Source organism: Exiguobacterium sp. s146, from assembly GCF_018618415.1.
Taxonomy (GTDB): Bacteria; Bacillota; Bacilli; order Exiguobacteriales; family Exiguobacteriaceae; genus Exiguobacterium.
Genome location: NZ_JACSMA010000002.1, coordinates 388,760 through 409,930, shown reverse-complemented (window position 1 = coordinate 409,930; position 21,171 = coordinate 388,760). Strand labels below are relative to the sequence as shown.

Here is a 21,171-nt window from a genome sequence, read left to right as displayed (position 1 = left end):
CACGAATAATTTGATAATTCATCCAAAAGCCTAACAATCGATACCAGTAATTCGACAGTTGGGTAAACGGGTCTTTTGGCCTGTCGAACGATGGGACGTTCTTCTCAATATAATCGTTGATACACTATACATATCTTATAACCGAAAAGGAGCCACACTCATGATGCTTTTTGCAGAAACACCAGAACTCGTAGCCTATAAGGAAGTCGTCGATGGTATGATCACGGTCATCTTTGAGTCGATTCACAGCGAGACGTTCTCGATCTCTGCACAAGTTCGATCCGATATCGATGTCGCTGACGCGTTGTTCATGACAGGATGGCAGCAATACGTGGAAAACGTCCAAGTTTCATAATAAAGGTGAATAATATCCGTAAACCCATTACAAACGTCTGCACGAACGTATACACTAGTGCTATAGACGTTTTTTTATTTTTCAGAGGAGAGTGGGATACGTGAAGAAAACTTGGTTATTGGCAATCGTTACGGCGATGATGTTAGTCGTCGCGGCTTGCAGCAAAGAAGAAGCGAACCCGAGCGATGTGGACGGTAACACGTCGACACCGCCTGCCTTATTGACACTCGAGACGGACGTGAGCTATGATGCCGAGTCCAAACAATTGTCGGCAACCGTGTCAATGACGAATCCGAACGAGGAGCCCGTCAACGTGACGTTCAATTCGTCGCAACGCTTTCAGATGACGGTGATGAACGGGGACACGACCATCTTCGATTACGGCAGTGAATATATGTTCACGGAATCGATTATTGAAGAGACATGGGCACCAGGCGAGAAGAAAGTGTTCGACGAAATGTTCCCACTCACGCTCGAAGCGGGAGAATATACGGTCGATTTCGTCGGTCTCGCCCAAGTTGAAGGTGCCCCTGAGATGGCGGTCACAGATCAGCAGTCGCTGACCGTCGAAGCGGCCGAGGTACCGACGGAAGAAACTCCGGAAGAGCCGGCCGATGAAACGACGGAAGAAACGACAGAGGAACCGGCTGAAGAGCCGAGCGACCAGCCCGCGCAAACGGACGGTTCATTCCGCGACGTGGCTATCAAATTGAACGGTAACACGATTGACGTTTCTGGATATACAGACGTCGAAGAATTCGAGTGGAGCGTCTCGGACGGTCATAATCTGTATGCCCAAGGTGCGGCCGAAGTGACGAGCGGCGGTTTTACGTTTGGTGTCTTGATGGATGAAGAACCACCGGCAGGAAAAGCATTATTCTTGGAGATGACACCTATCGGCGGCGACGTCGCATCGTTCCGAATTCAATAACCGGACGACGGAAACCTAGGTTTCCGTCGTTTTGTTTCGGGAATGAAACAAGTTGACGGCATCCATAGATTGTCAGACAATTAGGCAAACCGATATTAGATAGGGAGGAAGTTGAGAATGCAGCAACATATCATCGATTCGACACACGTCAAACCATCCATCAATCCGGCCGAAGAGGTTCGTCGCCGGATCGACTTTTTGAAGGCTTACGTCAAACGGGCAGGCGCGAACGGGCTCGTCCTCGGCATCTCGGGAGGACAGGATTCATCGCTCGCGGGCAAGCTCTGTCAACTGGCGATGGAAGAATTGCGAGAGGAAACGAACGCGGACTATACATTTTACGCCGTCCGTCTCCCGTACGGCGAGCAGCATGATGAGGCCGACGCCAAACGTGCTCTCGATTTCATTCGACCGGACAAGACGTTCACGGTCAACGTGAAACCGGCCGTCGATGCATCGGCCAACGCGTTCCATGAAGCGACTGGACTCGAGCTCGGCGACTTCCATAAAGGCAACACGAAAGCGCGCGAGCGGATGAAAGTGCAATACGACATCGCGGCCACATACGGTGCCCTCGTCGTCGGTACGGACCATGCGGCCGAATATGTCACTGGTTTTTACACGAAGCACGGGGACGGGGCAGCCGATTTGACGCCGCTCACTGGATTGAACAAACGCCAAGGGAAAGCGTTGCTCCATGAACTTGAAGCGCATGAAAGCTTGATTTACAAAGTACCGACGGCTGATTTGGAAGATGACAAACCGGGACTCCCGGACGAGGTCGCCCTCGGGATGACATATGATCAACTTGATGATTACCTCGAAGGGAAGTCGGTCGATCCGGCCATCGCCGAACGGATTGAGACGATCTTCAAACGGTCACGCCATAAGCACCATATGCCGGCCTCGCTCTATGACGAGTGGTGGCAGTGATGTTAAAAACCAGCCCCGGCTGGTTCTTTTTTATGTGATAGCTTTCGAACCGTCCCGTTAGGCGCCCATGCTTTCAGCAGGCAATCCCGAAGCCTCCTCGCGCCGAATCCGGCACTGCGGGGTCTTCGTCGGATTGATTTCCTGCATGAGTCAGGGCGCCACGGGCCGGATCGAAGGGACTTCCCTACGCTACAGATCAATCGATGCCAAAAGCCGGCAACCGAACTCCTAGGGGAGAGCGATGCAAGGACGACCCCGTAAAGCGCGATTCGCGCTGCGGAGGCATCCGCATCGCCCCAGGAACGAAGGATGCCGGCCAAAGCAATAATAAATCAAACAAAAGAACCGATCGATAGACCGGTTCTTTTGTGTATCACAGATTAGCGCTTCGCGCGTGTCGGCACGAATTGGATGAGCAAGATGAGCGTGAACGCAATCAAGCTGAGCAACGGGATTGTGAGAAACCCGAAGTAGTTCACCCAACGAATCAAACAGTCGTTGCTGCAGAACGCGTCACCGTTCGGGATGCGTTCGAGAATGACGTGATAGAGCGCAATCGCCCACCCCGCACCGGCCATGAGACCGACGAACAATTTGTTCACGGAACGGTTCGAGAGCAGCACCGTCAAGTAATAGATGGCGAGCGGATACATAAATATGCGTTGGAACCAACATAACTTGCATGGCACATACAGCATGATTTCTGAGAAATAAAGACTGCCGAGCGTCGCGATCGTGGCGACAATAAAGGCAAAATGATGACGTTGCATCTGATTTCCTCCTGACAATTCAAAACTAATCGACAAACATGATATGATACAGTGAAACAATAACGTATCCAGTATACAATCTTTGAAACGATAGAGAAATAGGTGACGTCATGCAAGTATCAGAAGTGGAAGTGTTAATCGTCCTCGCCGAAGAGTTGAATATGCGTAAAGCGGCGGAGCGCCTGTTCGTCTCCCAGCCCGCACTCAGTCAGCGTCTCGTCACAATCGAGCATCAGTGGGGCAAGAAAATTTTCGTCCGTTCGACACGGGGCCTCGCACTGACGCCGGACGGTGAAAAAATTATCGACTTCGCGAAGAAGATGTATAGCGAAGAGCAGGAGCTGCGCGGAGAGTTGACAGCGCAACAAGGTGAGGTGTATGGTACTTTAAAAATTGCCGTCGCATCCATCATGGGGCAGTATTGGCTACCGCGCGTCTTGAAACGATTCGTCGAGCGGTATCCGTCGGTCCGGGTCAAACTGGTGACAGGCTGGTCAAGCGAGATGATGCGCTATATGCTAGAGGAAAATTTCCATATCGGCATCATTCGCGGGAATCCGGATTGGCGCGGCGAGAAGATGAAACTGTTCTCGGATTCGCTCCACCTGGTCGACTTGCGGATGACCGATTTAAAACAATTAAAAAACAACGAGCGTTCGTTCATTCAATTCAAGAGTGACTCGACGTACTATCAAGAAATTTTGGAGTGGTGGCAAGAGCGCTTCTCGAGCCCGCCGCTCACAACGCTCGTCGTCGACCAAATCGAGACGTGCAAACAGATGGCGTTACACGGAATCGGATTCGCGATTTTACCCGAGTCGACGATTCGTGATGTGGAGGAAATCAATAAGATTCCGCTCACGTCGTCGGACGGGACGCCGCTCGTCCGGGACACGTGGATGCTCTCGACCGAGTCGATGCTCGAGCTCGCGCAAGTGAAGGCGTTTTGGGAAATTGTTGATGAAGTGACAAAGGAGAGTGTGGAATGAGTTGGGCAATTGAGGCAAGACGGCAGTTACATTTGATTCCAGAACGAGGCTATGAAGAGTTCAAGACACAAGCGACGCTCGAGGAGCTGATTCGGTCGTTGAACTCGCCGCGGGTACACATCTCGCATTGGCGCACCGGTTTGTTCGTCCGCATCGACGGACTCGTCGGTGAGAAGACGATTGGGTACCGGGCCGACATGGACGGTTTGCCGATTACGGAAGAGACGGGACTCGAGTTCGCCTCGATTCATGAAGGGATGATGCACGCCTGTGGCCACGACGTCCACATGGCAATTGCCCTCGGATTGATTAAACGGGCCGTTGAGCAGCCGCTCGACCACCACCTTGTCATCTTCTTCCAACCGGCCGAAGAAGGTCCGGGTGGAGCCGAACCGATGGCCGTGTCGGAATTGTTTTATCACTTCCGCCCTGATGCGATGTTCGGACTGCACGTCGCGCCGGAATATCCGGTCGGCACAATCGCGTCGCGTCCGGGTGTACTGTTCGCGAGTGCGCGTGAGTTACATTTGACGATTCATGGAAAAGGCGGTCACGGTGCCTTCCCGCACGCCGGGATTGATGCCGTGATTGTCCAGGCCGCGTTGATTATGCAGCTGCAAACAATCGTCTCGCGGAACATCGACCCGATGGGCAGCGCCGTCGTCTCAATCGGGAAAGTGACGGCCGGGACGAAAGAGAACATCATCGCGGACACGGCGAAACTCGACGGAACGATTCGGGCCTTGTCGGACAAGGAAATGGTCGTGCTCGAACGGCGCATCCGTCAAATCATCGCCGGGGTGGAGATGACGTATAACGTCCACATCGACCTCGAGTTCGGCAACCGCTACCACGAGGTCGTCAATGACGAGCGGTATTTGTTCCAATTCGAAGAAGCGGTCGAGGAAGTCGGATACTCTTACAAGACGTGCGTCCCGGCCATGACCGGGGAAGATTTCGGATACATGCTGAAACAAGTACCTGGGTTTATGGTCTGGCTCGGTGTGAACGATATGGGGTCGGGTCTTCATCAATCGACGCTCAATCCGGATGAACGGGCCATCGATGTCGCCATCGAATTGTTCGATCATTTCTTTAGAACGGCCATCATTAAATGAAGCAAGCGGACACGACGGTGTCCGCTTTTTTGTATGAAATGTGTAGAATTGTGCGTGAATCGTTAAAGATTTGGGAAAAAAGTAAGAGTTGTAAAGCGTCGATTTTGTTAAGCTTGCTCAAATGTGAACATTTTGCGAACTCAAGCATTGAGACATTACAGCGCTATATAAAATCATTATGATAAGGGTATCCAAGGGAAATCATCTGTGATGTTGCGCGGTGCACATTGGTTTAACGCGCTAGAGAGAGATAGGAGGTAATCAATAGATGTTTCAAGATCCTGTCCTGATGAGCCGGGCGTTAACGGCACTCACGTTGGGTTTCCACGTGATATTTGCCACAATCGGCGTCGGGGTTCCATTACTCATTTTATTGGCAGAATTTCTAGGTATTAAAAAGAAAGATCCGAAATACACCTTGATGGCCCGTCGGTGGTCACGGGGATACGTCGTCACAGTAGCGGTCGGTGTCGTGACAGGTACGGCAATCGGGCTCCAGCTGTCTTTACTTTGGCCGAACCTCATGCGGGTCGCCGGTCAAACGATCGCACTTCCACTGTTCATGGAAACGTTCGCCTTCTTCTTTGAAGCGATCTTCCTCGGGATTTACTTGTACACGTGGGATCGGTTTAAAAACCCGTGGCATCATATGCTTGTCGGGATTCCGGTCGCGGTCGGAGCTTTGTTCTCAGGGTTCTTCATTACGACCGTCAACAGCTTCATGAACCAGCCGGTCGGATTTGATATCGTCGATGGCCGACTCGCCAACGTGAGTCCGCTCGAGGCGATGTTCAGTCCGGCGATGCCGACAAAAATGGCGCACGTCTTGACGTCGGCCATTCTGACATCGGCTTTCATTTTAGCGGCCATCGCCGCTGTCCAGTTGCTCCGTCAACGACGGAACCAACTCGACAAGTTGTCAATCGAGTATCATAAAAAAGGTCTTCGTTTGACGATGACGGTAGCGCTCATCTTCGCGATTGCGACTGCTCTCGTCGGTGACTTCTCAGGTAAATACTTGGCGAAGTACCAGCCAGACAAATTGGCGGCGGCGGAGTGGCATTTTGAAACCTCCTCGGAAGCCGAACTGATTTTAGGCGGATGGCTTGAAGAAGACGGAGCGGGCGGTTACGAAGTACGTGGCGCCTTGAAGATTCCGTACGCCTTGTCAATCTTAGCGGGCGGTGTCCCGAACTACGAGGTGACCGGTCTTGATGAATTTGCGAAAGAAGATCAACCTCCACTGTTCATCCACTATCTGTTCGACGCGATGGTCGGGATTGGGATGTTACTGGCCTTGATTTCGTTCTTGTTCGTGCTCGGACGGTATATCAAGCGGCTGCCTCAATTCAGTAAACCGATGCTCATCGCCATCGCCGCAGGCGGTCCGCTCGCGATGATGGCCATCGAATTTGGTTGGTTCTTCGCAGAGTTCGGCCGTCAGCCGTGGGCGCTTTACGATTTGATGCGCACGAGTGAAGCGGCGACGACATCGGCAAACGTAGGATGGATGCTTATCGCCTTTGCGATCCTGTATGCAGTTCTTGGCGTGGTCACGGTACTCGTCTTGACTCGTCTGTTCAAGGACAACCCAGTAGGGAAAGAACTAAAACAATCGGAGCATCGCGGTGAAGCGATGTTCGCAGATGAAGTGTGATCGGAGGGTATGACATGCAGATTCAAGAATTAGGGATTGCCGTACTATGGACGTTTTTGTACGGCTATCTCATCGTCGCATCGATTGATTTCGGTGCCGGCTTCTTCGCTTTCTATAGTAAGTACACGAAGCGGGACCAAAAGATCAACCGTCTGATTGCACGGTATTTATCGCCGACGTGGGAAGTGACGAACGTGTTCTTCGTCTTCTTCTTCGTCGGGATCGTCGGGTTCTTTCCGGACACGGCGTACTATTACGGGACGGCGCTTCTCGTACCGGCCTCGGTCGTGTTGATTCTGTTGGCGATTCGCGGTAGTTTCTACGCGTTCGCCAACTATGGCTCAAAAGAGAGCACGTTCTATATGTTCTTGTATGGTGCGACCGGATTGTTAATCCCGGCGTCGATGTCGACCGTGCTCACGGTCAGCCAAGGCGGATTCATCAATGAGACCGAGTCCGGCGTCTTCTTTGACGGCATGAAGTTGTTCACCAACTTCTACTCTTGGACCGTCGTCATCTTGGCCATCGTGTCGGTGCTCTATATTAGTGCCATGTTCCTCTTGTTCTATGCCGACAAGGCGCGTGACGCCCAGGCGGTCCCGCTCGTTCGGAAATGGGCCTTGTTCTGGAGTGTACCGACGATTATCGCGTCGGGCCTCGTCTTCTTCGGGTTGAAGTCGCAGGCGGCTTGGCATTATGAGAGTATCTTAGCCGGCAACTGGTGGTGGTTCGCCACAAGCTTCATCTTCTTCGCTATAGCGGTTGCGCTCGTCTACATGAAACGCAACTACGGCCTCGCGTTCTTGATGGTCATGGGTCAGTTCTTTATGGCCTGGTTCGGATACGGTTATACGCACTTGCCGTACATCCTTTATCCGTACATCGACATCAACGGAAGCGTCGTCAACGAGTCGATGGCCATCGCCCTCGTCGTCGTCTTCATCCTCGGATTGCTCTTGCTCGTACCGGCGCTGTATCTCTTACTACGCCTGTTCTTGTTCGACAATGATTACGTACGTGGAAAGCGTTCGAGTGGTAAAGCGTAAAGACCGGATTTTCCGGTCTTTTTTTATATAGTTTTTTTGAAGGGAATCGGTTACACTGTACGAAGAATCGAGAACAGAAACAGCGTAGGAAAGGGATGTATGAAATTATGACAGGTGAATTTGCAGTCATCGGATTAGGACGGTTTGGCGGCTCGATCGTTCGTGAACTGTCGGCGAACGGTTACGATGTGTTGGCGATTGATGCCGATGAAGAACGCGTCAACGAGTTTATGGGATTGGCGACACATGCGGTCATCGCGGATACGACCGACGAGAACGTATTGAAAAGTCTCGGCATTCGCAACTTTGAACACGTGATCGTGGCCATCGGTGAAAACATCCAAGCCTCGATTTTGACGACGCTCATCTTAAAAGAGCTCGGTGTTCAAATCATCACGGTCAAGGCGACGAATGATTATCACGAGAAAGTGTTGCGCCGCATCGGGGCCGATAACATCGTCCACCCAGAGCGTGACATGGGCATTCGGATTGCGAACGGATTGATGAGCCAAAGCATCCTTGACTACCTCGAACTCTCGAACGAGCACTCGATCGTTGAAATTAAAGCGTCAGACAAATTGTCGAACAAGTCGCTCATCGATTTAGACCTTCGCGCCAAATACGGCGTCAACATCGTCGCGGTGCGCCGCAATGACGACGTCATCATCTCACCGCAAGCCGACGAGATGATTTTGCCAGAGGACATCTTGATCATCATCGGAAAAGACACGGACTTGGATCGACTCGAACGTACACTTCGGTCCAGATAAAAAAACGAGAGGCGTGCGCCTCTCGTTTTTCATTAGATGAGCTTCATTGATTTTAAGCCGTACTCGATGCCGTCTTCGAGAATCGACTTCGTCACGAAGTCGGCGACTTCTTTCGCTTCGACACGGGCATTGCCCATGGCGATGCCGGTTCCGACGTATTGGAGCATCGCCAAATCGTTCAAGGCGTCGCCGAATGCGTACGTATTCTCGAGTCGGTAGCCGTTCGTCTCGATGAAATGGCGGATACCGTCGGCTTTGCTGGCGCCACGGTTGATGACGTCCATGGCGTGCGGATGCCAGCGGATGAAATCAAACTCGCCATACGCGTCCACATAATGATGCTCTTCTTCAGGCGTGCAATAGAGGAGCGTCTGATAGACGGCCTGTTCGATATGGAAGTTCGGGTCATATGTCGGAATCGGCATGTCGAGTTCGCCGAGCGACTGTTCGACGACATGGTCGTTCGCTTTCGTCGCACCGCCACGATGTTGTCCGAGATAGACGAGCGTATGGTCGTTTGAGCCGGCATGATCGGTCAAGCGACGGAGCGCGTCGGTCGGCAACGTGTTCCGATAGACGACCTCGCCTTGGTGGACGACGATTTGTCCGTTGTAACAGACGAAGCTGTCGATGCCGAGCTGTTCTGGGATATCGGATAACATCGCCGGGCCACGCCCCGTCGCGATGAACGTTTCGACGCCGTTGTGACGCAGCTGCTGAATGGCCGCAATCGTCGAAGGGGGAATGTACGACCCTTCATGGAGCAACGTGCCATCGATGTCAAAAAAGACTACTTTCTTATCTTCCATTTTTCTTCACCATGCTTTCTCTGTCTTGAATAAGTCAGTTGTATGCTAAAAAGCATAACACGAAATCGAGAAACCGCCCTCAATCTTACGTCATTAGTGAAATATTGTCACAATATGAGCTATAATGAAGAAAGAATCTTACGGAACGTAATTATATTGCGAGAATCACTTATGTTTCACATAGATGAACATCAACTACTTGTAGTAAGGAGAGATTAAATGAAGTTTGTAAAGAACCACCAAACAGCTGTGTTTGCATTAGGCGGACTCGGAGAAATCGGGAAGAACACGTACGTTGTTCAATTCCAAGATGAAATCATCGTCATCGATGCGGGCGTCATGTTCCCGGAGGATGACTTGCTTGGAATCGACTACGTGATCCCTGATTACTCGTACTTGATTAAAAACAAAGATAAAGTCAAAGGGGTATTCATTACCCACGGTCACGAAGACCACATCGGAGGCATCCCGTTTCTCTTGAAACAAGTGAAGCTCCCGATTTACGCGACAAAACTCGCGCTCGGCTTGATTAAAGTGAAACTCGAAGAGCACGGGTTGCTCCGTGAAGCGGAACTGCATGAGATTGACGAGGACACGATCGTCAAGTTCAGAAAGACGAGCATCTCGTTCTTCCGCACGACTCACTCGATTCCGAACTCGCTCGGTGTCGTCGTGAAGACGCCGCAAGGAAATATCGTTCATACCGGCGACTTTAAGTTCGACTTCACCCCGGTCGGTGAACCGGCTGACATCGCCAAGATGGCAGACATCGGGAAAGAAGGCGTGCTTTGCCTCTTGTCCGATTCGACGAACGCGGAAGTCGAAGGTTTCACGATGAGTGAAAAAGTTGTCGGCGGCACGATCAGCGAGACGTTCCGGAAGGCGGAAGGGCGCATCATCTTTGCGACGTTCGCCTCGAACATCTATCGCCTGCAACAAGTCGTCGACGCATGTGCCGAGACAGGACGCCATTTGGCCATCTTCGGTCGCTCGATGGACAAGGTCATGACAATCGGGCAAGAGCTCGGCTTCATCAACGTCCCGAAAGGTATGATCGTCGAAGCGAATCAGTTACGGAACTACGAGCCGCATGAAGTGGCGATTCTTTGTACCGGTTCACAAGGCGAGCCGATGGCAGCGCTCAGCCGCATCGCCAACGGGACACACCGTCAAGTATCAATCATTCCTGGCGACACGGTCATCTTCTCGTCATCTCCGATTCCGGGGAACGCCATCTCGGTCGGGAAGACGATCGACCAATTGTATAAAGCCGGTGCGGACGTCGTCTACGGCAAGTTGACGAACATCCATACGTCGGGTCACGGTTCGCAACAAGAACAATTGCTCATGATCCGTCTCCTCAACCCGAAATTCTTCATGCCGATTCACGGAGAGTATCGCATGTTGGTGAAACACGCCGAACTCGCTGAGTCGGTCGGAATCCCGAGAGAGAACAGCTTCATCATGGATAATGGTGAAGTGCTCGCCGTTGACGCCGACTCGGCCGCCATCACTGGGAAAATCTCGGCCAACGCCGTCTACGTCGACGGGAACGGCATCGGGGACATCGGCAATATCGTCTTGCGCGATCGTCGTATCCTGTCAGAGGACGGACTCGTCGTCGTCGTCATCAGCATTGACGGCAAGACGCGTAAACTCGTCTCAGGTCCGGATATCATTTCACGCGGCTTCGTCTATATGCGTGAATCGGGTAGCTTGATTCGGGATGGCGAGCGTTTGCTCAAGAAGACGGTCGAGCAAGGCTTGTCGAACAAACAGATGAAGTGGTCGGAGTTGAAACAACTCGTCTCGGATACACTCACGCCATACTTGGCACAAAAAACACGAAGACACCCAATGGTTCTTCCGATCATCATGGAAGTATGAACGAGCGGGCTGTAGGGGACTACAGCCCGTTTTTTAGAGGACAATAATAAAGGAGATGATGCCTTATGGAACGCAAGAAACGGAAGAAAGGCTGGTTGAAATGGGGCCTGGCCGCATTCGCCTTACTCTTCCTCATCACGATGGTATACCATCAAGTCAAGCCGCTACCGGAAGGGGTGTCACGTGCGTCGGAACCGGTCGCGATTTCGGATGACCAAATCGATTTTCTAGCTGATTTGACGCATCAAGGGGAAGACACGGAAGTGAACGAGCAAGAGATTTTTCAAGACGTCGAGCGGTCAATCCGCGAGGCGCGGGAATATATCGTCATGGACTTTTTCTTATTCAACCCATATTCGAACGAAGACCGACAATATCCGGACATCACGGCCAGTTTGTCAACAGCGTTGCTCGAACAGATGAAGGCCTATCCCGACATGAACGTCGTCTTAATTACGGACGAGATTAACACGACCTACAACGGTCACGCGGCTGACCATTTAGACGTCTTGAAGGAAGCGGGGGCGGAGATTGTGTATACGAACCTCGATGCGCTCCGCGACCCGAACATCTTGTATTCGACGCTTTATCGCATCGGGTTCCAATGGTTCGGCGACAGTCAGAACGGCTGGTTGCCGAATCCGATGGCCAAATCGGCCCCGGACATTACGATTCGGTCGTATTTACGACTGTTGAACGTGAAAGCGAACCACCGCAAAGTGATGGTCACCGAGAATGACGGTTTCGTCTTATCGGCCAACCCGCACGATGCGAGCGGTTATCATTCGAACGTCGGGGTGCGGCTCGACGGACCGATTTTAGCGGATATCCTCGAAGGGGAAGAAGCGATTGCGACGTTCTCGAAAGGGGATGCCGAACGCTTCCCGAGCGAGGAGAAGCTCGCGAATCTGCGCGATGAACCGTCGGAGGGCCCGATGCAAATCCGTTACGTCACGGAATCCAAGATTCAGGACGCCGTCATCAATGCGATGGAAGAAGCGGAGTCGGGCGAGACGATTTGGATCGGCATGTTCTACTTGGCCGACCGCAATATCATTCAAGCCATTCATGAGGCTGCCGAGCGCGGTGTCTTCGTCAAACTGATTCTTGACCCGAATACGAACGCGTTCGGGCGCGACAAGTCAGGATTGCCGAACTTGCCGGTCGCCGCGGAATTGAACACGGTCAACCCAGAACAAATCGAGATTCGCTGGTACGAGGTCGGCCAAGAGCAGTATCATCCGAAGATGCTGTACGTGGAAGGCGACCGTCGCGTCGTCGTCATCGGGTCGGGCAACTATACGACCCGCAACATGAACGATTACAACTTGGAAGCAGATGTCGAAGTCGTCACGACGGAGGAGACCGCGTTCATCCAAGAGATCGACGGGTACTTCAAGCGTCTCTGGAACAACGAGCAAGGGACGTATACGCTCGCCTATGATGAGATTCAGACCGACTTGCCCATCGGGAAATATGTAATTTATTGGCTCCAGAAACTCACGTGGACGATGACCTACTGACACAAGCCCGCCTTCAATAGAAGGTGGGCTTTGTTGGTTCGTGAACGGACGAACCAACACGAGCATGACCACGAACAAAACCCGCCCTCATGCGAAGGCGAGTTTTCCATCAATTCGTTTCGACTGGATTGAATTCGTTCGTGAACTCATAAAGGAATTTGCCCGTGTCGCGGAGGACGTCTGTCTTCCGATGGAGCGAGAAGTGATCGTACGGGACGGTTTCCGTCTCGATATTGTTCGTATACTCCTCGAGCAAGAGCGAACTCGCTGGCTCAATCAAATTGAACTCGCCGCCGCGTCCCGAGAACGAGAACACTTGGACGGAGCGAGGCCACGTCTCTAGTTTTTCTTGGAACGCCTGCAGCCCGTCAGAACTCGGGGACAAGTCCCGGATGGCCGGACTGCCGGTATTGATGCCGAAATTGCTGGCCGACAGACCGAAGTTGGCGAGGCGTGTCCCGGCGAACGGACTATCATACGTCACGAACTTATCGACGATGTATTCATCTTGATTCAAGATATAGTTCGCCGCTGCCACACCGCCCATGCTGTGACCGATCAAGTACATCCGCTCAAACGAACGGTTGCGCTCCTGTTTATAGCGTTCGATGGCAAGGTTTAACCATTTCGTCTGATTGTTGAGCGATGCCTCGGCATCCTCGTATTCGATTCGGACGATTGGTCGGTTCGAGCTGTAGTCATTGATGACACAATCGACCGCGCCTTTCACCGTCACGGTACAGAGCGCACCATCTTTCGCCAGCCCGCGCTGTTCCATATACTGCGAGAAGCGGAGGAACGTGCGGTCGGTCCCGAGCAATCCATGAACGGCGAACGTCGGGATGAACTCGTCCGTCTGCGCCGCCTGCCGAATCGCCTCGGACTTCCGTTCCGTCGTCAACTCTTCTCGAATCGTCACGATAATCAAGGCGAGGGTCAAGACGAGGATGAAAGCCCCGAAGATACGGGAACGCATCGACGTCTTGTCCGGATTGCCGACGTTTTGACGATATTTCCGCCAGACAAAGAAAGCGACCAGGCCGAGGACGACGGTGATGACGCCTGTGATGATCCATGCTTTCACGTTCGGCACGTGGGCGACGAGCATCATATTGTTTTGGCGGCCGCCGTACACTTGCCACTCGACATGTTTCATCGACCGTACATCGAGCCCGGTGCCGTCTTCGACGAACACACCGGTCGGCACCGTCAGATTGAACCGGATATCGGCTTGGCGAACATAGCGCTCGGCCAGTTGTTTCGGGGAGCCGCTTAAATTCAGCCCCGGCAAATCGACGCGGTCGAGCCGGAGGTCGAGGTTCGTGTTCATGACGTAAGAATCAAACCAAATGCCATCCTCTTTTTTGACATCGAACTTCATATCGGGTGGCACGAGAATACCGGCCGGACCGGTCTTCCATTCCTCTTTAATGTTTTGAAGGTCGTCGACGTTGTCGAACGTCTTCTTGAGCACCATGCCTTCGTAGTCGTCTTGACTCGAGTAGTCCCTTGTCGCATATCCGTTCTCATTCGCCTGTTGTTTCCATGTATCCCAATCGAGCCTCAAATTGAGCAACTTCATGACCGGATGGTCGCGGAAGGCATACGTCGTCTCTAACGTGACCGATTGGTCGTAGTGGACGGTCGCATCATATTCGATTCGGACACATCCCCCGATTAAAAGAAACAAAAATGGGAATACTAACAACAGTGCCTTTTTCTTCAATCTCGTCACCTCAGATCGGTTCACCGTAAGTCTCTAACGGATTGGTCGTGTTGATGCGGTCGTAGAAGAGCACCCCATCTAAATGGTCGAGCTCATGTTGACAGACGATGGCGCGCATACCGCGAAGCCGCAATTTGATTGGGGCGCCGTCACGGTCGAACCCTTCAATCGTGATGCGACGATGGCGGGGCACGTTGCCTTTGACGACACGGTCGACAGATAGGCAACCTTCACCGCCGTTCAAATACGTCTGTTCTACCGAATGACTCGTAATCTTCGGATTGAAGATTGATAGTTTGAACGTCTCTTCTTCTTCATGGAGCAAGACCGTGAAGAAACGGCGATTGACACCGAGTTGCGGTGCGGCGATGCCGACGCCGCCGCGAAGTTCATACTTCGCGCTCATCTCGGGGTCTTGGCTGTTGACGAGGAACGTCTCCATCTCGTCGAGTAGCGCGAGGTCTTCCACCGTCGGTGGGACCGGCACTTCGATTGAGCGGGCGCGCAGCCGCTCGTCTCCTTCACGAATCACATCTTTCATCGTTAACATGCAAAACTTCCTTTCCCATTGCGATATGACCAATTATATCATATTTATTAGTCGTTTCGCTTAGATGGTACAGAAGGTGAAATGAAAATGATACAGAGGCGAAATAAGGGGAAAGATGTGTTGATGTAAGCGTTTTTATGGAGTGAGCATATTTTTTGCGTTATTGTAACAACCCGTTTTATACTGACTAGGAAACGGCAGGATAAGTGCAACTTTCCTGAATCACGTTAATACAGATTGCTTTTTTGGACAGATACACTTAAGATTTGAGGTAGTGTTTGATCACAAAAAAGACAATTGTCTCATAGTTGAAAGGATGAGGTGAAACGAATGAACAACGTTCAGGTACTTCAAAACGTGGAAGAAAACTTCCAAACGTTCCGTATTCTCGACGAGAAGGGCGAAGTCGTCAACCAAGACGCAATGCCAGATGTAACGGACGAGCAACTTCAGGAGCTTATGCGCCGCATGGTCTATACACGAATCTGGGACCAACGTGCCATCTCGCTTAACCGTCAAGGACGCCTAGGTTTCTACGCGCCAGTGGCTGGTCAAGAAGCAACGATGATCGGGACGCAATATGCGCTCGACAAACAAGACTGGATCCTTCCAGGCTACCGTGATATTCCACAACTCGTATTCCACGGACTACCGCTTTATCAAGCGTTCTTGTTCTCACGTGGTCACGTCGCAGGTAACCGTATTCCTGAAGACGTTAACGTCTTGATGCCGCAAATCATCATCGGGGCACAAATCATTCAAACTGCGGGTGTGGCAATGGGCCTCAAACGCAACGGCAACACAAACGTCGCCATTACTTACACGGGTGACGGTGGTTCATCACAAGGTGACTTCTACGAAGGATTGAACTTCGCAGGTGCATTCAAATCACCAGCCATCTTCGTCGTTCAAAACAACCGCTTTGCCATCTCGACACCTGTTGAGAAGCAAACTGCAGCTAAAACGATCGCGCAAAAAGCTGTCGCAGCGGGAATCAACGGAATTCAAGTTGACGGAATGGACGTTCTTGCTGTCCTCGCCGCCACACAACAAGCGCGTAAAGACGCACTTGATGGAACTCCGACGCTCATCGAAGCACTCACATACCGTTACGGACCACATACGCTCGCAGGGGATGACCCAACGCGTTACCGTACAAAAGAACTCGACACAGAGTACCAAGAGAAAGATCCACTCGTTCGTTTCCGCCTCTTCCTCGAAGGCAAAAAGCTTTGGAACGAAGACATGGAGAACGAAGTCATCGAACAAGCGAAAGCTGACGTTAAAGAAGCAATCAGCCTCGCTGACAAAGAACCAAAACAAAAAGTTTCGGACTTCATCAACAACATGTTCGAAACACTTCCTTCAAACTTGAAAGAGCAGCTTGAAGAATATACAGCAAAGGAGTCGAAGTAAGTTATGGCTCAAATGACAATGATCCAAGCGATTACTGATGCGATGCGCGTTGAAATGAAGCGCGACGAGAAAGTACTTCTTTTCGGAGAAGACGTTGGTAAAAACGGTGGGGTATTCCGTGCAACGGAAGGCCTCCAAGACGAGCTCGGCGAAGACCGCGTCTTCGACACGCCGCTTGCTGAGTCTGGTATCGGTGGTCTTGCTATCGGTCTCGGTCTTACAGGCTTCCGTCCAATCATGGAAGTTCAATTCTTCGGATTCGTATTCGAAGTGTTCGACTCGATCGCAGCTCAAATGGCACGTATGCGTTACCGTTCAGGCGGCGCTTACAGCCAGCCAATCACAATCCGTTCACCATTCGGTGGCGGTGTTAAAACACCAGAACTTCACGCGGATAGCCTTGAAGGCTTGATGGCTCAGACACCTGGTCTTAAAGTCGTCATCCCGTCAACGCCATACGATGCAAAAGGTCTTTTGATCTCAGCAATCCGTGACAACGACCCAGTCGTATTCCTCGAGCACATGAAACTTTACCGTTCATTCCGTGGCGAAGTTCCAGAAGGCGAATACACGATCGAGCTTGGAAAAGCAGACGTGAAACGCGAAGGAACTGACGTTTCGATCATCACTTACGGTGCAATGGTCCACACGTCACTCAAAGCGGCTGAAGAGCTCGAAAAAGAAAACATCAACGTCGAAGTCATCGACCTCATGACAGTGAGCCCGCTTGATATCGAAACAATCGTCGAGTCTGTTAAAAAGACTGGCCGTGCGATCGTCGTTCAAGAAGCACAACGTCAAGCAGGGATTGCGGCTAACGTCGTAACTGAAATTCAAGAACGCGCAATTCTTCACCTCGAAGCACCAGTGCTTCGTGTAACTGCACCAGACACAGTCTTCGCTTTCGCACAAGGTGAAGATGCATGGTTACCTGACCATAAAGATGTCGTTGCAAAAGTTAAGGAAGTTATCAACTTCTGATCGTGTTCATTTAACGATGAGGGAGAATTGTCTCCCTCATTGTGTTTACATGATTAATTGATGGGAGGAAAAACCAGTGGCAGTATTTGAATTTAAATTACCAGACATCGGTGAAGGAATTCACGAAGGTGAAATCGTCAAGTGGTTCGTAAAAGCAGGGGATACAGTTAAAGAAGATGACATTCTTCTTGAAGTTCAAAACGACAAAGCCGTCGTTGAGATTCCTGCTCCAGTTGATGGAACAGTCAAAGAAGTTAAAGTCTCTGAAGGTACAGTTGCGGTCGTCGGCGACGTCCTCATCACGTTCGATATCGAAGGTGATGCACCAGCCGGTGAAGAAGAAGCAGCTCCTGAACAGCCTAAAGCTGAAGAGAAGACGGAAGATGTGAAAGAAGACGTGAAAGAAGACGGTCCGCGTGAAGTTCAACTTCACAAATCGGAGCGCGTCATCGCAATGCCTTCAATCCGCAAATACGCTCGTGAAAAAGGCGTCGACATCCGTGAAGTCCAAGGTTCTGGCGACAACGGCCGCGTCTTGAAAGAAGACATCGATGCATTCGCAAACGGAGAAGCACCAGCAGCAGAAGCTACAACAGAGAAAACAGAATCTGTAGCTCCAGCAGCGGCTGCGAAAACGGAAATCAAGCCTTACGAGTCAGCAACACCTGAACTCGAAACGCGCGAGAAAATCCGTGGAATCCGCAAAGCAATCTCGAAAGCAATGGTTAACTCGAAGCACACAGCTCCACACGTTACACTCATGGACGAAGTCGACGTCACGAAACTCGTCGCACTCCGTAAAGAGTTCAAACAAGTGGCTGCTGACCAAGGCGTGAAACTCACGTACTTGCCGTTCGTCGTAAAAGCATTGACTGCTGCAGCGAAAGCTTACCCAGCGATCAACGCGTCAATCGACGACGTCAACGAAGAGATCGTCTACAAAAACTACTACAACATCGGTATCGCTGCTGATACGGACAACGGTCTCGTTGTTCCTGTCGTCAAAGAAGCGGACCGTAAATCAATCTATGCACTCGCAACAAACATCAATGAGCTTGCCGGTAAAGCTCGTGAAGGCAAACTTGCTGGGGACGACATGAAAGGCGGATCGATCACAATCACGAACATCGGTTCAGCTGGTGGACAATGGTTCACACCTGTCATCAACCACCCAGAAGTTGCAATTCTCGGTATCGGCCGCATTGCTGAAAAAGCTGTCGTCAAAGACGGCGAAATCGTCGCGGCTCCAGTTCTCGCGCTTTCATTCAGCTTTGACCACCGCCTTATCGACGGTGCGACTGCTCAAAACGCACTCAACATGGTGAAACGCTTGCTTCAAGATCCAGCACTTCTAATGATGGAGGGATAAGAACATGGTAGTAGGAGAATTCGCACAAGAAACTGATTTGATTGTCATCGGCGCCGGTCCTGGTGGATACGTCGCAGCCATCCGTGGCGCACAACTCGGCCTTAAAGTTACGATCGTCGAAAAAGGAAACTTTGGTGGCGTCTGCTTGAACGTCGGTTGTATCCCATCAAAAGCGTTGATCACAGCTGGTCACAACTTCCAGCATGCTAAAGGTCACTCGTCAATGGGAATCACGTCTGACAACGTGTCAGTTGACTTCACAAAAGTCCAAGACTGGAAACAGTCGGTCGTCAACAAATTGACTGGCGGCGTCAAAGGCCTTTTGAAAGGTAACAAAATTGAAATCGTTCAAGGTGAAGCTTTCTTCGCATCTGAAGACACAGTCCGTGTCATCACAGAAGACAGCTCGACTCCTTACAAGTTCAAAAAAGCGATTATCGCGACTGGTTCGACACCAATCGAGATTCCATCGTTCAAATGGTCAAAACGCGTCCTTTCTTCAACTGGCGCATTGGCTCTTCCTGAAGTACCGAAGAAGCTTGTCGTCATCGGCGGCGGGTACATCGGTATGGAGCTCGGCACAGCGTACGCGAACTTCGATACAGAAGTCGTCGTCGTTGAAGGCGCAAGCGACATCTTGTCTGGCTTCGAGCCACAAATGACGCAAATCGTCAAAAAGAAACTCAAACAAAAAGGGAACGTCACGATTCACACGAACGCTCTTGCAAAAGGCGTCGAAGAAACAGAAGACGGCGTAACGGTTAAGTTTGAAGTGAACGGCGAAGAGCAGTCTGTGGAAGCGGACTACGTCCTCGTCACAGTCGGCCGTCGTCCAAACACTGGCGACATCGGTCTCGAAAACGCGGAAGTGAAAGTCAGCGACCGCGGCATCATCGAAATCGACGACCAGTGCAAGACGTCGAACGAAAACATCTACGCAATCGGCGACATCGTACCAGGACCACCGCTCGCGCACAAAGCTTCTTACGAAGCGAAAGTCGCAGCGGAGGCAGCTGCCGGCAAGCCAGCGTACCTCGACTACTCAGCAATCCCAGCGGTCGTCTTCACTGACCCTGAACTTGCGACAGTCGGTTACACGGAGCCACTCGCTAAAGAAGAAGGACTTGAGATCACTGTATCGAAATTCCCATTCGCAGCGAACGGCCGTGCCCTCGCGCTCGACGAGCCAGACGGCTTCATGAAGCTCATCACGCGTAAAGAGGACGGTCTCTTGATCGGTGCTCAAATCGCGGGAACTGGCGCTTCAGATATGATCGCCGAGCTTGGTCTCGCGATCGAAGCAGGCATGACAGCAGAAGATATCGCGCTTACAATCCACGCTCACCCATCACTCGGTGAGATGGCTATGGAAGCGGCAGAAATCGCAATGGGTATGCCAATCCACGTCGTTAAATAAGTCAAAAGCTCTCTCGCTTACTCGCGAGAGAGCTTTTTTACGTAATGGACGGTCCGTTCCACCTCGCGGAAGCCGATACGCTCATGGAACCGTTGGCTGCCGTCATTCTCGACTTCCGTATCGGAGGCGAGCTCGTCGCATCCTTTCGAGCGGGCGTACGCGGCGGCGGCTTCGACGAGCCGGGTCGCCACATCTTGTCCGCGGAACACCTCGTCGACATAGATGCCTTCGACGAATGCCGTTGGGGACGAGGTGGTGCCGGGGACGTAGTCATGGCGGAAGCTGAGCTGACAAAAGCCGACCGCTGCATCCGTTTCGGCGATAAAATAATGCATCTTGTCGGACCTGATCCCGAGGCGGACCTCCATCGTCAATTCGTCCTCGGGTGCATCCGGCCACAGGTGACGCATGAGCCGAACGAGTTCGGTGCAATCTCGTTCGTTCGCTTTTCGTATGTTCATTGGGCTCCTCCTTAGGTTTCATACGTTCAGTATAGAGGAAAATAAGGAATGAAGTGAGAAAGGAGGGAACGATGATGGCTTTCGATGAGGAATTGTTATATACCGTCTCTGAGACGAGCCGTGTCCGCTTCACGGGAATCGAGACCGAGACGTCACGTTATGATTTCGGTTTTGTGTATACGCATCAATTCATGGGGAAAGTGCTCGTCGTCTGTATGCAGACCGGGCAGTCTGCCCTTCTTGACGTCCATGCGCTCGAAGAACCGAGACAACTGTATCCGATGCTCGGGATTGCGTTAGGCGATACGGACCACGTTGCCGAATTCCTGCGCCTCTGTCTGGACGAAAGTGGGAAAGAAGAACATTCTTCAAATTCTACCCTTGAAAAAATGTAAGCGTTTTCTTATAATGATACGTAGGGGAAGCAATTCGATCATCATAAGCACCTTTTCTTTTGATGACA

Annotated in this window: 20 protein-coding genes; 15 read left to right on the top strand and 5 right to left on the bottom strand. The window is 51.6% G+C overall.

Annotation, left to right across the window (positions count from 1 at the left end; translation table 11 throughout):
* The first annotated feature begins 160 nt into the window (after nucleotides 1-160).
* From KNP83_RS08710 to nadE, 3 genes are all read left to right on the top strand, one after another.
* Nucleotides 161-355 (top strand): hypothetical protein, encoded by a 195-nt coding sequence (locus tag KNP83_RS08710; protein ID WP_021066980.1) that lies wholly within the window; start codon nucleotides 161-163, stop codon nucleotides 353-355.
* A 100-nt stretch (nucleotides 356-455) separates the two neighbouring features.
* Nucleotides 456-1,286 (top strand): BsuPI-related putative proteinase inhibitor, encoded by an 831-nt coding sequence (locus KNP83_RS08705; protein ID WP_353048539.1) that lies wholly within the window; start codon nucleotides 456-458, stop codon nucleotides 1,284-1,286.
* 117 nt (nucleotides 1,287-1,403) lie between these two features.
* Nucleotides 1,404-2,219: an ammonia-dependent NAD(+) synthetase gene (gene nadE / locus KNP83_RS08700; RefSeq protein ID WP_214762123.1), complete on the top strand. Its 816-nt coding sequence runs from the start codon at nucleotides 1,404-1,406 to the stop codon at nucleotides 2,217-2,219.
* Nucleotides 2,220-2,599: 380 nt separating this feature from the next.
* Here the strand turns inward: nadE and KNP83_RS08695 are convergent, their stop codons facing one another.
* Nucleotides 2,600-2,989, bottom strand: coding sequence for a disulfide bond formation protein B (locus tag KNP83_RS08695; RefSeq protein WP_214762122.1), 390 nt, complete (start codon nucleotides 2,987-2,989; stop codon nucleotides 2,600-2,602).
* A 110-nt stretch (nucleotides 2,990-3,099) separates the two neighbouring features.
* Here KNP83_RS08695 and KNP83_RS08690 point away from each other — a divergent pair, with 110 nt between their 5' ends.
* The 5 genes from KNP83_RS08690 to KNP83_RS08670 all read left to right on the top strand — a co-directional run bounded on the left by KNP83_RS08690 (nucleotide 3,100) and on the right by KNP83_RS08670 (nucleotide 8,569).
* On the top strand, nucleotides 3,100-3,978 hold the full coding sequence (locus KNP83_RS08690; protein WP_214762121.1) for a transcriptional regulator CcpC: 879 nt from the start codon (nucleotides 3,100-3,102) through the stop codon (nucleotides 3,976-3,978).
* Complete coding sequence (locus KNP83_RS08685) at nucleotides 3,975-5,096, top strand: N-acetyldiaminopimelate deacetylase (RefSeq protein ID WP_214762120.1); 1,122 nt, start codon at nucleotides 3,975-3,977, stop codon at nucleotides 5,094-5,096. Before KNP83_RS08690 ends, KNP83_RS08685 begins: the two co-directional genes overlap by 4 nt.
* A gap of 268 nt (nucleotides 5,097-5,364) precedes the next feature.
* The gene (locus KNP83_RS08680; RefSeq protein WP_214762119.1) at nucleotides 5,365-6,753 is read left to right on the top strand and encodes a cytochrome ubiquinol oxidase subunit I; all 1,389 of its coding nucleotides are present in this window, start codon (nucleotides 5,365-5,367) and stop codon (nucleotides 6,751-6,753) included.
* Between the two features lie 14 nt (nucleotides 6,754-6,767).
* Complete coding sequence (locus KNP83_RS08675; protein WP_214762118.1) at nucleotides 6,768-7,799, top strand: cytochrome d ubiquinol oxidase subunit II; 1,032 nt, start codon at nucleotides 6,768-6,770, stop codon at nucleotides 7,797-7,799.
* Nucleotides 7,800-7,906: 107 nt separating this feature from the next.
* Nucleotides 7,907-8,569: a potassium channel family protein gene (locus KNP83_RS08670; RefSeq protein WP_029595762.1), complete on the top strand. Its 663-nt coding sequence runs from the start codon at nucleotides 7,907-7,909 to the stop codon at nucleotides 8,567-8,569.
* A gap of 32 nt (nucleotides 8,570-8,601) precedes the next feature.
* Here the strand turns inward: KNP83_RS08670 and KNP83_RS08665 are convergent, their stop codons facing one another.
* Nucleotides 8,602-9,378, bottom strand: a complete 777-nt coding sequence (locus KNP83_RS08665) for a Cof-type HAD-IIB family hydrolase (RefSeq protein WP_214762117.1) — start codon at nucleotides 9,376-9,378, stop codon at nucleotides 8,602-8,604.
* 219 nt (nucleotides 9,379-9,597) lie between these two features.
* Here KNP83_RS08665 and rnjA point away from each other — a divergent pair, with 219 nt between their 5' ends.
* Nucleotides 9,598-11,265 carry a ribonuclease J1 gene (rnjA, locus tag KNP83_RS08660; protein ID WP_214762116.1) on the top strand — a complete coding sequence of 556 codons (1,668 nt, stop codon included), beginning with the start codon at nucleotides 9,598-9,600 and terminating at the stop codon, nucleotides 11,263-11,265.
* A 65-nt stretch (nucleotides 11,266-11,330) separates the two neighbouring features.
* Complete coding sequence (locus KNP83_RS08655; RefSeq protein WP_214762115.1) at nucleotides 11,331-12,788, top strand: phospholipase D family protein; 1,458 nt, start codon at nucleotides 11,331-11,333, stop codon at nucleotides 12,786-12,788.
* Between the two features lie 109 nt (nucleotides 12,789-12,897).
* On the opposite strand, the gene KNP83_RS08650 is transcribed toward KNP83_RS08655, so the two are convergent.
* Together KNP83_RS08650 and def are read right to left on the bottom strand one after the other, a co-directional pair.
* Complete coding sequence (locus tag KNP83_RS08650; protein WP_214762401.1) at nucleotides 12,898-14,523, bottom strand: alpha/beta hydrolase; 1,626 nt, start codon at nucleotides 14,521-14,523, stop codon at nucleotides 12,898-12,900.
* A 1-nt stretch (nucleotide 14,524) separates the two neighbouring features.
* Nucleotides 14,525-15,064: a peptide deformylase gene (gene def, locus KNP83_RS08645; protein WP_214762114.1), complete on the bottom strand. Its 540-nt coding sequence runs from the start codon at nucleotides 15,062-15,064 to the stop codon at nucleotides 14,525-14,527.
* A 330-nt stretch (nucleotides 15,065-15,394) separates the two neighbouring features.
* Between def and pdhA the strand changes: the two genes are divergently transcribed.
* The 4 genes from pdhA to lpdA all read left to right on the top strand — a co-directional run bounded on the left by pdhA (nucleotide 15,395) and on the right by lpdA (nucleotide 20,247).
* Complete coding sequence (pdhA, locus tag KNP83_RS08640; protein ID WP_214710542.1) at nucleotides 15,395-16,480, top strand: pyruvate dehydrogenase (acetyl-transferring) E1 component subunit alpha; 1,086 nt, start codon at nucleotides 15,395-15,397, stop codon at nucleotides 16,478-16,480.
* Nucleotides 16,481-16,483: 3 nt separating this feature from the next.
* Complete coding sequence (locus tag KNP83_RS08635) at nucleotides 16,484-17,461, top strand: alpha-ketoacid dehydrogenase subunit beta (protein ID WP_131433729.1); 978 nt, start codon at nucleotides 16,484-16,486, stop codon at nucleotides 17,459-17,461.
* Between the two features lie 76 nt (nucleotides 17,462-17,537).
* Nucleotides 17,538-18,830, top strand: coding sequence for a dihydrolipoamide acetyltransferase family protein (locus KNP83_RS08630; RefSeq protein ID WP_131433731.1), 1,293 nt, complete (start codon nucleotides 17,538-17,540; stop codon nucleotides 18,828-18,830).
* Between the two features lie 4 nt (nucleotides 18,831-18,834).
* On the top strand, nucleotides 18,835-20,247 hold the full coding sequence (gene lpdA / locus KNP83_RS08625) for a dihydrolipoyl dehydrogenase (RefSeq protein WP_214752861.1): 1,413 nt from the start codon (nucleotides 18,835-18,837) through the stop codon (nucleotides 20,245-20,247).
* Nucleotides 20,248-20,264: 17 nt separating this feature from the next.
* Here the strand turns inward: lpdA and aac(6') are convergent, their stop codons facing one another.
* Nucleotides 20,265-20,708 (bottom strand): aminoglycoside 6'-N-acetyltransferase, encoded by a 444-nt coding sequence (gene aac(6') / locus KNP83_RS08620; protein WP_214762113.1) that lies wholly within the window; start codon nucleotides 20,706-20,708, stop codon nucleotides 20,265-20,267.
* A 74-nt stretch (nucleotides 20,709-20,782) separates the two neighbouring features.
* Between aac(6') and KNP83_RS08615 the strand changes: the two genes are divergently transcribed.
* Nucleotides 20,783-21,103 carry a DUF3055 domain-containing protein gene (locus tag KNP83_RS08615; RefSeq protein WP_214762112.1) on the top strand — a complete coding sequence of 107 codons (321 nt, stop codon included), beginning with the start codon at nucleotides 20,783-20,785 and terminating at the stop codon, nucleotides 21,101-21,103.
* Nucleotides 21,104-21,171 lie beyond the last annotated feature (68 nt).

What these genes read in the sequence shown, in the direction of transcription:
- KNP83_RS08710 (WP_021066980.1), top strand. Translation starts at nt 161, where the DNA reads ATGATGCTTTTTGCAGAAACACCAGAACTCGTAGCCTATAAGGAAGTC.
- nadE (WP_214762123.1), top strand. Translation starts at nt 1,404, where the DNA reads ATGCAGCAACATATCATCGATTCGACACACGTCAAACCATCCATCAAT.
- KNP83_RS08695 (WP_214762122.1), bottom strand. Translation starts at nt 2,989, where the DNA reads ATGCAACGTCATCATTTTGCCTTTATTGTCGCCACGATCGCGACGCTC.
- KNP83_RS08690 (WP_214762121.1), top strand. Translation starts at nt 3,100, where the DNA reads ATGCAAGTATCAGAAGTGGAAGTGTTAATCGTCCTCGCCGAAGAGTTG.
- KNP83_RS08685 (WP_214762120.1), top strand. Translation starts at nt 3,975, where the DNA reads ATGAGTTGGGCAATTGAGGCAAGACGGCAGTTACATTTGATTCCAGAA.
- KNP83_RS08680 (WP_214762119.1), top strand. Translation starts at nt 5,365, where the DNA reads ATGTTTCAAGATCCTGTCCTGATGAGCCGGGCGTTAACGGCACTCACG.
- KNP83_RS08675 (WP_214762118.1), top strand. Translation starts at nt 6,768, where the DNA reads ATGCAGATTCAAGAATTAGGGATTGCCGTACTATGGACGTTTTTGTAC.
- KNP83_RS08670 (WP_029595762.1), top strand. Translation starts at nt 7,907, where the DNA reads ATGACAGGTGAATTTGCAGTCATCGGATTAGGACGGTTTGGCGGCTCG.
- KNP83_RS08665 (WP_214762117.1), bottom strand. Translation starts at nt 9,378, where the DNA reads ATGGAAGATAAGAAAGTAGTCTTTTTTGACATCGATGGCACGTTGCTC.
- rnjA (WP_214762116.1), top strand. Translation starts at nt 9,598, where the DNA reads ATGAAGTTTGTAAAGAACCACCAAACAGCTGTGTTTGCATTAGGCGGA.
- KNP83_RS08655 (WP_214762115.1), top strand. Translation starts at nt 11,331, where the DNA reads ATGGAACGCAAGAAACGGAAGAAAGGCTGGTTGAAATGGGGCCTGGCC.
- def (WP_214762114.1), bottom strand. Translation starts at nt 15,064, where the DNA reads ATGTTAACGATGAAAGATGTGATTCGTGAAGGAGACGAGCGGCTGCGC.
- pdhA (WP_214710542.1), top strand. Translation starts at nt 15,395, where the DNA reads ATGAACAACGTTCAGGTACTTCAAAACGTGGAAGAAAACTTCCAAACG.
- KNP83_RS08635 (WP_131433729.1), top strand. Translation starts at nt 16,484, where the DNA reads ATGGCTCAAATGACAATGATCCAAGCGATTACTGATGCGATGCGCGTT.
- lpdA (WP_214752861.1), top strand. Translation starts at nt 18,835, where the DNA reads ATGGTAGTAGGAGAATTCGCACAAGAAACTGATTTGATTGTCATCGGC.
- KNP83_RS08615 (WP_214762112.1), top strand. Translation starts at nt 20,783, where the DNA reads ATGGCTTTCGATGAGGAATTGTTATATACCGTCTCTGAGACGAGCCGT.